General features: G+C 67.6%; 11 protein-coding genes. 2 read left to right on the forward strand and 9 right to left on the reverse strand.

Annotation, left to right across the window (positions count from 1 at the left end; all coding sequences use genetic code 11):
- Positions 1–105 precede the first annotated feature (105 nt).
- Positions 106–981 carry a flagellin gene (locus ACLBWH_RS06405; protein ID WP_447797613.1) on the forward strand — a complete coding sequence of 292 codons (876 nt, stop codon included), beginning with the start codon at positions 106–108 and terminating at the stop codon, positions 979–981.
- A gap of 500 nt (positions 982–1,481) precedes the next feature.
- Here ACLBWH_RS06405 and ACLBWH_RS06410 read toward each other — a convergent pair whose 3' ends face one another.
- Positions 1,482–3,989 (reverse strand): HAD family hydrolase, encoded by a 2,508-nt coding sequence (locus ACLBWH_RS06410; RefSeq protein ID WP_447797615.1) that lies wholly within the window; start codon positions 3,987–3,989, stop codon positions 1,482–1,484.
- 335 nt (positions 3,990–4,324) lie between these two features.
- On the opposite strand from ACLBWH_RS06410, the gene ACLBWH_RS06415 reads away from it, so the two are divergent.
- Positions 4,325–4,657 carry a hypothetical protein gene (locus ACLBWH_RS06415; RefSeq protein WP_447797617.1) on the forward strand — a complete coding sequence of 111 codons (333 nt, stop codon included), beginning with the start codon at positions 4,325–4,327 and terminating at the stop codon, positions 4,655–4,657.
- 80 nt (positions 4,658–4,737) lie between these two features.
- Here the strand turns inward: ACLBWH_RS06415 and ACLBWH_RS06420 are convergent, their stop codons facing one another.
- The 8 genes from ACLBWH_RS06420 to ACLBWH_RS06455 form a co-directional block, all read right to left on the reverse strand.
- Positions 4,738–5,397, reverse strand: coding sequence for a flagellar hook assembly protein FlgD (locus ACLBWH_RS06420; protein WP_447797619.1), 660 nt, complete (start codon positions 5,395–5,397; stop codon positions 4,738–4,740).
- 12 nt (positions 5,398–5,409) lie between these two features.
- Positions 5,410–7,140: a flagellar hook-length control protein FliK gene (locus tag ACLBWH_RS06425; RefSeq protein ID WP_447797621.1), complete on the reverse strand. Its 1,731-nt coding sequence runs from the start codon at positions 7,138–7,140 to the stop codon at positions 5,410–5,412.
- 64 nt (positions 7,141–7,204) lie between these two features.
- Positions 7,205–9,280: a flagellar biosynthesis protein FlhA gene (flhA, locus tag ACLBWH_RS06430; protein ID WP_447798195.1), complete on the reverse strand. Its 2,076-nt coding sequence runs from the start codon at positions 9,278–9,280 to the stop codon at positions 7,205–7,207.
- Positions 9,281–9,316: 36 nt separating this feature from the next.
- Positions 9,317–9,763, reverse strand: coding sequence for a helix-turn-helix domain-containing protein (locus ACLBWH_RS06435; RefSeq protein ID WP_447797623.1), 447 nt, complete (start codon positions 9,761–9,763; stop codon positions 9,317–9,319).
- Positions 9,763–10,128: a flagellar motor switch protein FliN gene (gene fliN / locus ACLBWH_RS06440; RefSeq protein ID WP_447797625.1), complete on the reverse strand. Its 366-nt coding sequence runs from the start codon at positions 10,126–10,128 to the stop codon at positions 9,763–9,765. The genes ACLBWH_RS06435 and fliN overlap by 1 nt, the downstream gene beginning before the upstream one ends.
- Entirely contained in the window at positions 10,125–11,687 is a 1,563-nt protein-coding gene (gene fliF / locus ACLBWH_RS06445) for a flagellar basal-body MS-ring/collar protein FliF (protein WP_447797627.1), read from the reverse strand. Before fliF ends, fliN begins: the two co-directional genes overlap by 4 nt.
- A 110-nt stretch (positions 11,688–11,797) precedes the next feature.
- A complete protein-coding gene (locus ACLBWH_RS06450) occupies positions 11,798–12,466 on the reverse strand; it encodes a FliH/SctL family protein (protein ID WP_447797629.1) in 669 nt (222 codons plus the stop codon).
- 43 nt (positions 12,467–12,509) lie between these two features.
- A complete protein-coding gene (locus ACLBWH_RS06455; RefSeq protein ID WP_447797631.1) occupies positions 12,510–13,544 on the reverse strand; it encodes a flagellar motor switch protein FliG in 1,035 nt (344 codons plus the stop codon).
- Positions 13,545–13,635: the final 91 nt, after the last annotated feature.

Consider the following 13,635-nt stretch of genomic DNA (forward strand, 5'->3'; position numbering starts at 1 on the left):
CCTATCATGATTGTGTGACCGAGCATTCGGCCCGTCACGATCACGATCCGGTCCCCGACCGGGCAGGACCGAAGAATCGGTTCTTTCATCCAAGAAGGATTTATCATGAGCAACATCGTCAACACCAACGTCGGCGCCGCCGTCGCACTGCAGAACCTCAACGCCACCAGCCGCTCGCTGAGCTTGACGCAGGGCCGCATCAGCACCGGCCTGTCGGTTGCGTCGACCAAGGACGATTCGGCCGTCTACAATCTGGCGCAGAGCCTGCGCGGCGAAGTCAGCGGCCTCGTGGCGGTCACCTCGTCGCTCAACACCGCCAAGAGCGTGACCGACGTCGCCGTCTCGGGCGCGGAGAGCATCTCCGACACGCTCATCCAGATGAAGCAGGTCGCGACCAAGGCGAAGGACGGCACGCTGACCGACGCGCAGCGCGGCCAGTACAACACCGAATGGGCCAATCTGCAGAAGCAGATCACCTCGGTGATCAAGTCGGCCAACTTCAACGGCATCAACGTGCTGCATGACGGCGGCGGCAGCGTTTCGGCGCTCTCGTCGCTGTACGGCGGCACGACGGTTGCCGGCGGCGGCAGCACGACGGCATGGGCACCCGACACGGTTTCGGTCGCCAACCAGGGGCTCGACAAGTCGGGCGCCGGCCTCACCGTGACCGACGCGGCCGTGAAGATCGACTCCGCCACCAACGCCGACGCCGCACTCGGCAAGCTCGACGTCGATTCGAAGACGCTCGACGTCGCGCTCAGCGCGCTCGGCGCCGCGTCGCGCCTGATCGATCGCCAGCTGACCTTCACCAGCAAGCTGAGCGACACGCTCAACAGCGGTATCGGCAACCTGGTCGACGCCGATCTGGCCAAGGAATCGGCGGCACTCCAGTCGCTGCAGGTCAAGCAGCAGCTCGGCACGCAGGCACTATCGATCGCCAACCAGGCACCGCAGTCGCTGCTGTCGCTGTTCCGCGGCTAACAGCGCAGATCAGCCCCGGCGTATTTCGGGGCTACGATCGAAAGACCGGGGTGGCGCGTATGCCACCCCGGTTTTTTGCCGTCATACGAAAGCGTCAAAAGACGGCTTGTGTGTCGTCGGTTGCCCGCCTTGATCCCGGCCGCATGTCTGGGGCGCCGGTCGGGGTGAGGGGCAGGGCGGTCGCATATGGAATTTTGCGTGAGCCGACCCCTCTCCATTCCGTCACCCCGGCCTTGAGCCGGGGTCCCGCGTCTTTGGACGGCGCGAAGGAGCGGGATGCCGAATCAAGTGCGGCAAGACGGGAAAAAGGGCCGCTGCAACACCCCAATCGGTCATATGCGATAGCCCTCGGGTGAGGGGTAAGCGGGGTCGCGGCGGCCTGAGCGCTTCGCCGGCTCGGGGCAGGGGTGTGGCCGCGGCTTGTCGGCTCGGCGCTCGCATTGGTCGCGGAGCCGACAAGCGGGAACCGGCCGACCGGCCGGCACGCTGTCCGCGCTGCGCTAGGCGACCTGTCTCTGCTCGACGGCGGCGGCGGTGCGGACGACAGGGCGGAACACGACGCTGAGGATCAGGTCCCCGTCCATATTCTCGCGTGGGGCGGGCGGCGGGACCAGGATGAACGCCTGCGGCCCGGCCGCATGGTAGAGTCCGCTGGCGATCTCTGTCATGTCATCGACGATCGGGACGGCCGGAATCAGCCGCTCCACCGGGGACTTGGCCATGAACGTGTCGACCTGCTCGAAGGCCAATTCCTCGATCTGCACCACGTCGCAGATCAGCCCGAACTGAAGGCCGACCGAATAGCGGCGCGGTCCGATCGGGACGATCGCCCGGTAATAGCCGTCCGTCGTCGGATAGGCGTCTACCGCCACTTCGATCGGCGACCCGCCGTCCAACAACACCACGGGCAGCGACACCTCGCCGACGTCGAAATCGGCCTTGCGGACATCGAGCCAGAACCGCGAAATCGCCATCATCGCAAGGCTGAGCGGCATGCCCTGACGTCGCAGCTCGCCGGCGAGGAAGATGCGCGGATTGTTCTTTATGTAGATCAGCCCTCGCCGCCGCATGCCGTCTTCGGCGGCCGCCGTGTCGAGCATGGCGATGTTGATCTTGGTGCCCATGTTCACGTCCATATGGAAGTCGCTCAGGATTTCGACTTCCGCGGCGCTCGGCAGGTACAGCAGCCGGCTGAGCACGCCCATCGCCGTCCGGCGCCATCCCTCCGCGTCCGCGGAAGCCGCCGGCGCGACGACCGACTTGCCCACGTTCTGCAGATAGTCGCGGCACCCCGCCTGGATCGCGTCGCGGTGGGAGCTCTGCTTGGCGTCCAGACCGATCTCGCCTCGCACCGGCGTACCGTCGGGCTTGTAGTTCATCACCGACCCCTGCGAGACGGTACACATCTGCTCGAGGATCGAAATGTCGTGGTAGAGCGCGCGCAACGCGTGCGTGTCGTGGTTGCGCAGGTCGAACATACCCTTCTTGTCGAGGCCGGACAGCCGCTTCTCGCAGAGCGAAAGATAGCGGCCGCAGATGTCGAGCTTCATCGACGCGCGCAGCACCGGCTCGACCGCATTCTGCACCGAGCCGTTATAACCGAGGTCGACGAGCATGACCGTGTCGCCGTCCTCGACGCCCCTGGCGTGCAGGTGCGCGCGCAGTCGGCGCGCCATTCCGGCGGAACGCTTGAGGATTTTCTCGCGATTGACCGGCAGGGCGATCTTCTTGGCGAATTCGGCATCGGTCCTCGCCGTCGCCAGCCGCTTCTGCTCATCCTCGTCGAACAACAATTGACGCGCGAGCAGCGCATAGTCGCCGGTCAGTCCCAACGTATCGAGCAGATAGCGCTGGATGGCGGCGGGATCGACGAAGCTCGCGGCGGTCGACGTGAACCGGCTGATCTCGACGGGGATGATCCTGTCGCGCCATTCCGGATATAGCGCGGCGCAGGCCTGCGCCGGCATATGGCCGTCACGCAACAGGAACAACATTTTGACCGTGGTGCCGCTCGCGCGCTCGAGGGCATCGGTTTCTTCGCGCAGCCAGACCGCGAAGCCGTGCATGATCGGCCCGAGAACGTCATGACCCAGGACGGCATGGGGTTCGGCGTTCTCGCGCAGCGCAATCTGCGGACGATGGGCCTGGATCAGCGCGGTGTGCGCGCGGTTCGTCGGCTCCATCATCGCGGCGGCACAGGATTCCTGCCGCAGCCGTTGCTCGGCGACGTCGTCGAATTGGACGAGATGCACCGTATGCATGCCGACCTCCGCCGCAGCCTGCTGATCGGCGACGGGATTGTCCCCGACGTGGAGAATCTCCGACGCCGCGACGCCGAGTTTCGCCACCACGGGCCTGAACAGTCCCTGCGATTTGCCCATCCCGTGATCGCAGGAGCAGAAGACGTGATCGATCATCGCCAGCACGTCGCGCCCGCCCGCGCGATCGATCAGCGTACGCAACCTCGCTTCGGTCAGATAGGTGTCGGACACGACGATGACCTTCAGCCCGCGGCGTTTGGCATCGACGATCAGGTCGCGCGTCGGGGCGAAGATGTAGCAATGGCGGGCCTCCGCCTCCAACTCCGCATTCATCAACGCTGCCCGTTCGGCCGCGCGACTGTCCGGCAGGAGCGCCGCATGGATTTCGTCCAAGGTGACGTCGCCGCGCCGGTGCAGCATCGACGCGTGACGACGCGCGGCCTGCTCCGCCAGCACCCGCGCTTCGGTCGCGCCGGGTATCGGAAGGTCGGCGAAGACGTCGATGGGGGCATGGACGGCGCGCCAGAGCAATGTGTCGAAACAGTCGAGCGACAGGTATCGAACGGTGTCTGGTACGTCGGACAGCAGGCCGGGGAGGGCTGATGGACGAACGGAAACGTGGATCATGAGATTCTCCGGCGCGGTCTGCTGATCCGAAACAGCGGACCTGAGTGCATTATAGGAGTCGGGCAGCCTTTCGCGGCACTTGGCCCGGCAGAGCTGCGACCCCGGTCGGCGGCGCGCCACCCTCGATCACGCCGGCCGAAGGAAACCGCGATTTTTCGCGACAGATGATGGCGTCCGCCTAGATAGGAAGCATCAATCGGCGATCTTGCCGGAGCGGAATTCGTGAACGAAATCTAAGTTTTTGCATCTAAATTATACTTGATGAGGTTTTGCTTTATTAAAGAGTGACTTAGTGCGGGCGGAGGCAAGTAACCATTTGGTAAGGGTTTTCGTGGTTGTCGAGGTGGGAAAGACCCGTGGCAGGGCGTCGGCGTGCGCCGTCGATGTCGGCTCCGGGTGGGGGGAAGGGGGCATGAGAGGGGATCTCGTGCCCGCGTGTCTGGGGGAATGCGCTGATGCATCGATCGGTGCGACAGAGGACGTTGGATGAGGCACGCTCGGCCTCGGCGCCAAAGTGCGACATCGCGCTGACGATCGCAGTGCCGGAGCCGGCGCGCTTATGGGAGGAGGCGATGTCGCACCTCCGCCGTGCCGGCCTCGACCCCCAGGAGATACTCGAAACCATCGGGGATCAATCCGATCCGCAGATCGAGGACTGCCTTGCCGTGCTGCTGTTGCCGCGACGGATCGCCGGTTGCGACCTGATCTCCTTCGGCCTTCGGCAGGATCCCGTGCACGGCAGCGGAACCGGAAAGGATCCGGCGCGGTCACCCCATCCGATCGGCTGACGTCGACCCGCCGATATCGCCGCTTCTAGCGAAATGGCGCGAGCCGGCGACGAACGCAGACGCCGGACTCGCGCGCGAGTTCAGCTCGCCGCGGTGATGCCGATCATCTTGGCGAGGGGCAGGCGGATGCCGTTGACGCCGAGCTGGACGCTGCCGTTGGCCTGCACCACCTCCTTGACCACGCCGCTGGCGGTGATCGTGGTGGGAAGCTCGGCGCCGTCCGCCGTCTTGGCGGTCAGCGTCAGCGTATAGGCGCCATCGGGCGCCGTGCCGCGGCTGGTCTTGCCGTCCCAGCTGACCGTGCCGTTGGACAAAGGCTTGAGCGTGACCGCGTCGACCACCTTGCCTTGCGCGTCGGTGACGGTCGCGGTCAGGGTCGCGGGAACCTGGCTGAGGCTGTACGACCAGGTCGCGGGCGTGTTGCCGGCAAGCCCGGCGACGTTGCCGTCGAACTTGACCTGCTTGCCGACCAAGGTCGAGGCCTGCGCCATGCTCTGCGTGGTCAGGTTGCCCAGGATGTCCTTGAGCGTACCGTTCTGCTGCAATGCCTGCTCGACCTGCGAATATTGGACGAGCTGCTGCGTATATTGCGCGGTGTCCATCGGGCTCAGCGGGTCCTGATGCTGCAACTGGGTGGTCAGCATCTTGAGAAACATGTTGAGGTCGGGCGCGAGCGACTTTTGCGCCGCTGCGGCGCGGGTCTGCGTGGCGGCCTGTGCGGTCTGGCTGACGTTGGTCATGCTATCGATATCCTATGCGATGAGGTCGACACGATCGCTGGTGCGCAGCGAGCGGAAGGACAGGCGGTCGCCGTCGGCGGCCTGGCCGGCGGCGTAACGGGCGTCGGCCTGCGGCGACCGCGATTGGTGCTGCCCCGGCTGGCCGAAACCGCCGGCGCTGCCGCCGTTGCCCCGGCTGTCGAAGCTGAACGCCGAGACGTCGGCGCGGATGCCGGCGTCGGTCAGCGAGCGGCCGAGATCGCCGGCTTCGCTGCGCAGCATGGCGAGCGACGCCGGACTGTCGGCATGGACCGCCGCGGTGAGGCGGCCGGCATCGTCGAACGACAGCCGCACGTCGATCCGGCCCATGTTCGCCGGATCGAGCCGGATCGTCACCTCGGATTTGCCATCGGCGACATGGCGGGCGATCTGGACGCCGACCTCGCGGCCGATCCGGCCCGGCTGTGCCGCGACGACAGCGGCGCTCACAGACGACTGCGGCTGCGCGTTCGTCGCGGCCGCCGTGTCGCGCGATGGCAGGATGGCCGCGCCGGCCGCGCCATCCTGCGGTGGGGCGGTCGGGGCAGGCGCGGGATCGTCGGGCCGGGCAACGCCGCGCGGGGCGGGTTCGGTCGCCCCGCGCGTCGGCGATACGGCGGCGGAGGCGAGACGATCGCCGTCGGCGGCGTTGGCGCCGTCCCGTTTGATCGGCGCTAGCGATGCGGATGGGGTCGGTGCGGCTGCGACCATCGCCGCCACCGACGGATCGACCGGCATGGCGGTGGCCATCGGCGGCACCGTCTGTGGTTCGCCGGTGTCGTCATCGTCCGGGGCTTTGATCTTGCCGGGGACGGCGGGGCTCGCCTCTTCGGTGGTGGTGCTCACCGTCGGCGTGTTGCCGGCATCGGCGACGAGCGTTGTGAGACGGGGTGCCGCCCGCGTCGGCAGCGATGTGGCGGCCGCAGCATGGGCCGTGCGCGTGTCCGCGAGCGGCTTCGTCGGTGCCGTGCCTCGCGTCGCGAGAGCATCCGCGGTGTCGGGTTGCGCTTGCGGCGATACTTCGGCGGCACCTTCGGTATCGGTGAGCGTCGCCGGGGGAGCGTCGGACCGAACGTCCTCGACCGCCGTCTTCGCAGGCGCTGCCGACAGGTCGCGCGGCACGAAGGACTGCGCGGCGGCAGAGCTGGCGAAAGGCGCGGCCTTCGGTTCGGCGGCTTGCGTCGACGCGGATGGCGTCGGCGTAGCGTGCGGGACGGCGGCTGCCGGTGTCGTGTCCGGCGGCGTATTGCCCGTGACGACCGGTGCTGTCGTCACGGGCGTCTGAGGGGATAGCGTGCCGCCGACGACGTGGAGCGTCGGTACCGCCGCTATCGCGGTAGATGCGTCGGCACGATCGGCTGGCGTCGGGTCAGAGGATGCATCGGCGACTACGGCGATCGGGGCGGATGCACCGGCCCGATCGGCCGGCGCTGCGCCAAGCGGTGCATCAGGCACGGCGCCGTCGGGTGCCGCCGGTGACGCCCCGGCCAGCGCGGATTGCGCCGTCAGCGCCGGCCAACGCACGGTCGCCATCGGCAGCCGCACGAGCGCCGCGGCGGCATCCGCCGGTCGGTCGCCGGGCCTGGCCATCGCCGCGACGTCGGCACCCGCATCGTTCGCCGCGATATCGATCAGCGCGCCGAATGCGCCTGCGCCGGCATCCGCCGGCGTGGCGGGCGCGGCGCTGGCACCGGGCGTGGAAACGATGGCGTCGGCAACATTCATGCAGCGGGTCCCGTGATACCTTCCGTCATTATAGGACGATCGCCGCCGGCTGCGGTGCGGCGGATCAATTCACCATGCCGAGGCTGCGGATGCGCGCGCGGGTGTGGATCTCGTCCTGCGACAGGACGATGGTCGCCGGCCGCACCCGCTCGATGATCGAGCGGACGAACGGCCGCAGCGATGCGCTGGTCAGCAGGCAGGGGATTTCGCCGTCGGTGGCGAGCCGGTCGAACGTGTCGCGGACCGAGGCGATGAACTCCTGCAACCGCGACGGCGCCATCGCGAGATGGCGGTCGTCGCCCTGGCCGACGATGCTCTCGCCGAACGCCTCGTCCCAGCGCGGTGCCAGCGTGACGATCGGGATCGCGCCGTTGCGCGTCTGCTGCGCGGAGATCTGCCGCGCCAGCCGGCCGCGGACATGCTCGGCCATGTGCGTGATATTCTGGGTGAAGGCGACCGCCTCGGCGATCCCCTCCAGGATCGAGGGCACGTCGCGGATCGACACGCCCTCGGCGAGCAGCAACTGGAAGATACGCTGGATGCTCGAGATGCTGATCTTGGTCGGCACCAGCTCGTTGTAGAGCTTCTCGCAATCCTTGTGCACGTCGGTGAGCAGCTTCTGCGTCTCGCCATAAGAAAGCAGGTCAGCGATCGAATCCTTGACCAATTCGGTGAGGTGCGTGGTGATGATCGTGCCGCTCTCGACCACCGTCATGCCGCGCAGGCCCGCCTCGTCGCGCAGCGACCGGTCGATCCACAGGGCCGGCAGGTTGAACACCGGCTCGTGCGTCGGTTCGCCGGCGAGCCCGGCCGGCGCCTGGCCCGAATTGATCGCCAGCAATTTGTCGATGCGCAGTTCGCCGCGCGCCGCCTCGGTCTCCTTGATGAAGACGACATATTCGTTGGGCCTGAGCGCCATATTGTCGGTGATCCGCACCGCCGGCAGCACGAAGCCATAGTCGATCGCCATCTGGCGGCGCAGCGCGCGCACCTGATCGTCGAGCCGCGGCTCGGTGACCGAATGGTTGATGATCGGCAGCAGCGCATAGCCCAGTTCGATCCGCATCGCGTCGATCGCCAGCGTCTGCTGGATCGGTTCCTCGACCGGCTGCGCGCTCGCCTCCGCCTCGGCGAGCCGCGCCTGCGCCGCCTTGCCCCGGGCGCGGCGCGCCATCGACCAGGCGAGCCAGCCGCTGAGCCCCGCCATCGCCGCGAACGGCAGGAAGGGCAGGCCGGGGATCACCGCCAGCGCACCGAGCAGCACCGCGACGACGCCGAACGCCTTGGGATCGCTGCCGAGCTGTTCGGTGAGCGTGGCGCCCGTCTTGCCGGCGATACTGCCCTTGGAGACGAGCAGGCCCGCCGCGGTGGAGACGATCAGCGCCGGGATCTGGCTGACCAGACCGTCGCCGGCGCTGAGCACGGTATAGGTCCGGAACGCCTCGCCGATCGGCACGCCGTGGAAGACGACGCCGACGATCAGGCCGACGACGATGTTGATCCCGGTGATGACGAGCGCGGCGACCGCGTCGCCCTTCACGAACTTGGATGCGCCGTCCATCGCGCCGAAGAAGCCGCTTTCCGCTTCCAGTTCCGACCGGCGCTCGCGCGCCTGCCGCTCGTCGATCAGCCCGGCGTTGAGATCGGCATCGATCGCCATCTGCTTGCCGGGCATCGCGTCTAGGCTGAAGCGCGCGGCGACCTCGGCGATGCGGCCGGCGCCCTTGGTGATGACGACGAAGTTGATGACGACGAGGATCAGGAAGATGGTGAGGCCGATCACCGTCTGCCCGCCCATCAGGAAGGTGCCGAACGCGCCGATCACCCCGCCCGCCGCCTGCGCACCCTCATGGCCGTGCCCCAGGATCAGCCGCGTCGAGGCGAGGTTGAGGCCGAGCCGCAGCATCGTCGTGATCAGCAGGATCGTCGGGAAACTGGACAATTGCAGCGGCTTGTCGATGAACAGCGCGGTCATCAGGATCAGCACCGAGGCGGTGATCGAGAGCGCGAGGCCGAAGTCGAGCAGCCAGCCGGGGATCGGCAGGATCAGCATCGCGATGATCGCGACGATGCCGAGCGCGACGGCGATGTCGCGGCTCGGCCCGAGGCTCTGGAGCAATTGCTTGATTTTAGGCGGCATCATCGATCTCTGAGGCGATCCGGCCGGGACCGCGGGTCAGGCGCCGGCGCCGACGCGGGTCGGCTCGCCGTCCTGCAGGAAGCTGCGCAGCTTGTTGCGCATCGTGCGCACCGAAATGCCGAGCACCGCGGCGGCCGAGGTGCGATTGCCGCGGCAGCGGGCGAGCGTGTGCAGGATGAGGTCGCGTTCGACCTCGGCGATCGTCCGGCCGACCAGGGCGTCGAGAGGGTCCGCCGCCGGCGGATCGACCCGCGCCAGCCGCCGCGGCCCGCACAAACGTGCGAGCACTTCCGGCAAATCGAGCGTCATGTCGATCGCGACGAGGTTGCGGCGGCGGCGGCGATAGAGGCGCAGCAGGTCGGGGGCGCTCCAGCCCACCGACATCATCGTACGCGGCGTCCGCGCGAGGCCCGCCGCCAGATCGAGGACCTGGCCGGGCGCGCCGATCAGCAGCAGATGCCCGGTCTCGGCACCGTCGGGCATCAGCCGCGATCCTGATGGATGATCTCGGTCAGCGTGACGCCGAGTGTGCCGTCGATCAGCACCACCTCGCCGCGGGCGATCAACCGGTTGTTGACGAAGATATCGGCCGGTTCGCCCACCCGGCGGTCGAGCTCGACGACGTCGCCGGTCTTGAGGCGGAGCAAAGCGCCGATGTTCATCCGCGACCGCCCGAGCACCGCCTGGACGCGCACCGGCACATCGAACACCGCCTGCAGATCGTTGGCGTTCGGCGGCACATCCGGGTTGGCGTCGGCGCCCTGGTCGTCCTCGACCTCATTGTCGAACTGGGTCGGCGCCAACTGGCTCAGTTGGCCGTCCTGGTCGATGATATCGTCGTCGTTCATGCGTTCATCCAGTTGCGAATAACCGAAGTCGATTCGGCGGGATTGGTCGCGATGACGTCGCCGATCTTCTTGATGGTGGAGGCGCGGATGCGCCCGTCGACATTGGCCAGCGAGATGTCGTGGTCGAGCAGCGTCATCTCCTCTTCCGGCGCCTCGAGCTGACCGGCAGGCTCACCGCCGCCGCCGGGCGGCTGCGCGGCGAGGTCGATCGGTCCGGCGGCGTCGTCCGCGGCCTCGACCGGGCGGAGCCTGGCGAGCGCCATCCGCAGCCCGAACAGCAGCAGCCCGCCCACGATCGCCACCTCGGCGAGGTTGATCAGCATCGACGCGGTCAGGCCGAAGGGCAAAGCCGCGCGCGCGGCCTCCTCCTCGGGGGTGGGGACGAACGACATCCCCTCGACCACCACATTGTCGCCGCGCTGCGCGTCGAAGCCGACCGCATTCTGCACCAGTCGCGTCAGCCGCTGGCTCTGCGGCACCGGCATCGTCTTGCCCCCGGTGTCGACCATCACCGCGACGGTCAGCCGGTCGATCTTGCCCGGCGCGCGGACGCTGACCGAATGTTTGCGGCCGTTCTGATAGCTGGTGTCCTCGGACGTGTCGGTCTTCGCCGAACGCTGGCTGTCCTGGCCGGTGCCGTTGACCGCGCCGTTGCTGTCGGGAAGCTGGCTGCTCACCGTCGCGCCGGGGGCGTTCGCCTGGTTCTGCTGGTTCTGGTCGTTCGATTCCACCGTCACCTGATGCGCGATGACCTGCTGGTCGGGATCGTAGCTGTCCGCCTCCTCGCGCGTCTGGTCGCGGTTGAGGCTGACGGCGACCTGCGCATGGACCTTGCCCGCGCCGACCACGGGTTCGAGCAGATGCTCGATCTCGCCGCGCAGCCGCCCCTCCATCGCCGCCTGGCGCTCCTCGATCTGCGACGAGGCGGCCTCGGTGGAATCGCCGGCGCGGGCGAGCAGCGCACCCTGCTGGTCGACCACCGAGATGCTCTCGGGCGACAGATCGGGGACGGACGAGGCGACGAGATAGCGGATCGCCTGCACCGCCTCGCCGGACAGCCGGCTGCGGGTCTTCAGCGTCACCGCCGCGGTCGCCTTGCGCTCCTGCGTCGAGAACAGGTCGCGGTCGGGCATCACGATATGGACGCGCGCCTTGTCGACATTCTCCAGGCTCTCGATCGAGCGGGCGAGTTCGCCCTCGATCGCGCGGCTTTCGTTCAGTTTCTCGCGCGACGACGAGACGCCGAACGGCTGTTCGTTGTCGAGGATCTCATAGCCGATCTTGCCGCCCAGCCGCTCGGAGGCGAGCTGCATGCGCAACTCGGCGAGCTTGTCGACCGGGGCGAGCACCGCGGTGCCGTCGGGCGAGAGCTGGAAGGGCGTCGATTGCGCCTTCAGCTTCTCGGTGATCGACGCCGCCGCCGAGGGATCGAGATCGGTGAACAGATACCCCATCTGCGGGGATGAACCGTGCAGAGCGAGCGCGCCGACGCCGACGAGAAGCGCCAAGGCCACTCCTCCCATCAGCATCAGGCGACGCATACCAAGCTGCGCGATCATGGATCGCAATCCGTTCAAGGGCGGCCTCACGTGTAGAGCAAGGACACGCCGTCCCTGTTGCTTCCATTATAGAACCAGCGGCCTAGGCAAAACTTGCCGCGTGCAAAATTTCACGATCGATCGTCGCCGCGCAGCACCGGATCGAGTTCGGCGAGCACCGCCGCGCGGCGGGCGGCGGCGTCGACCGCCAGTCCGCCTTCGTCCCAGAAGATCACCGCATCCCCCGGTGCGATCGCAGGATCGGGCATCGCGGCCAGATGCAATTGGCGCCGATCGTGGCGCTGGCGTTCGGCGAGCAGCGCCGTCAGTGTGTCGTGCTGCGCCGGGTTGATGCGGATGCAAAGCCGCGTACCGCGCGCCACCTGTACCAGGACGCGGCCGAGCGCCTCGTCGACCGCGCGCAACGGCATATGGCCGAGCGCATGGCCGGCGAGCGCCTCCGCCGCCGCGAGCGCGACTTCGGCGGCGGCTTGCGACTGGTGTTCGATCGCCGCGGCGAAGCGCTCGTCGAGATCGTCGATCGCGGCATGGATCGCATCGGCGGCGGAGAGCAGGGCGGTGGTCGCCTCGTGGCGTGCCTGATCGAGCCCGGCCTGGAACGCCTCGCGCCGCACCCGCGCCAGTTCCTCCTGCTGCTCCTGCTCCATGACCGCCTGTCGCGCGAGCAGTTCGTGGACGTGGTCGGCGAGGTCCTTGCCGTCGGTCGCGACGGCTTCCGCCTTGGCCTGGAAGACGCGATCGAAGCCGAACGGCTCGACGTGGGCGCGGGAGTCCATCATCGATCAGCACACCTCATGCAGTCGGCGCGGTGCCGGCCGGTGGTCAATAGATCATCGCATCGTCGCTCTTCGAATCGAAGAGCATGATCTCGCCGCGGTCGCTGAGCGTCTTGGCGAGCCGCACCAGATTGGCCTGCGCCTCGTCGCAGTCGCGCGCGCGGACCGGGCCCATCGCCGCCATGTCGCTGCGGATCAGCTTGGCGGCGCGTTCGGTCATGCTCGACAGGAACAATTGCCGGATGTCGTCCGACGCGCCCTTCAGCGCGAGCGCCAGTTCGCGCTTGTTGGCGTTGCGCACCAGCGTCTGCACCGCCGGCTGCAGCAATTTGCCGAGATCCTCGAAGGTGAACATCAGGCTGCGGATGCGCTCGGCCGATTCCGGGGCGCGCTCGTCGAGCGCCGCCATCATCTGTTCCTCGGAGGTGCGATCGAGCGCGTTGAAGATCTCCGCGATCGTCTCGTGCGGGTCGGTGCGGTTCGACCGCGCCAGGTTGGACATGAACTCGCTGCGCAGCGTCTGCTCGACCTCCTGGATGACGTCCTTCTGCACGGTGTCCATGCGCAGCATTCGCAGGATCACGTCGGCGGACAGCTCTTCCGGCAGCTCGCCGAGCACGCGTGCGGCATGATCCGGACGCAGTTTCTGCACGATGACGGCGACGGTCTGGGGATATTCGTTCTTGAGGAAGGCGGCGAGCAGCGTCTCGCTGACGTTCGACAATTTGTCCCACATCGTCCGCCCCGACGGGCCGCGGATGCCCTCCATGATCTCGCGTACCCGATCGTTGGGCAGGACGCCCGCGAGCAACCGCTCGGTCGTGTCGTACGACCCGTGCAGCGAGTTCATTCCGGTGACCTCGCCGGTGAACTGGCTGAGCAGATGCTCGATCACCGCCACCGGCACGCGCCCAAGCTGCGAGATGCACGAGGAAAGTTCGGTGATCTCCTCCAGCGACAGCTGCTCCCAGATCGGGGCGCCATGGGTCTTCCCCAGCGCCAGCATCAGGGCGCCAGCCCGTTGCAGGCCCGAGTATTTCTTCAGTTCGGCAGGTTCGACGACCGGCGCGATCATATTCATGCGTACCTCGAAATTCAGCCGGGGATGCCGGCGAGCGCGCGTTTCCGTCTATCTTATAGGAGCGATGCGCACCTGCTCCGTAAGGGAACGT

It is taken from the genome of Sphingomonas sp. M6A6_1c (assembly GCF_053345135.1).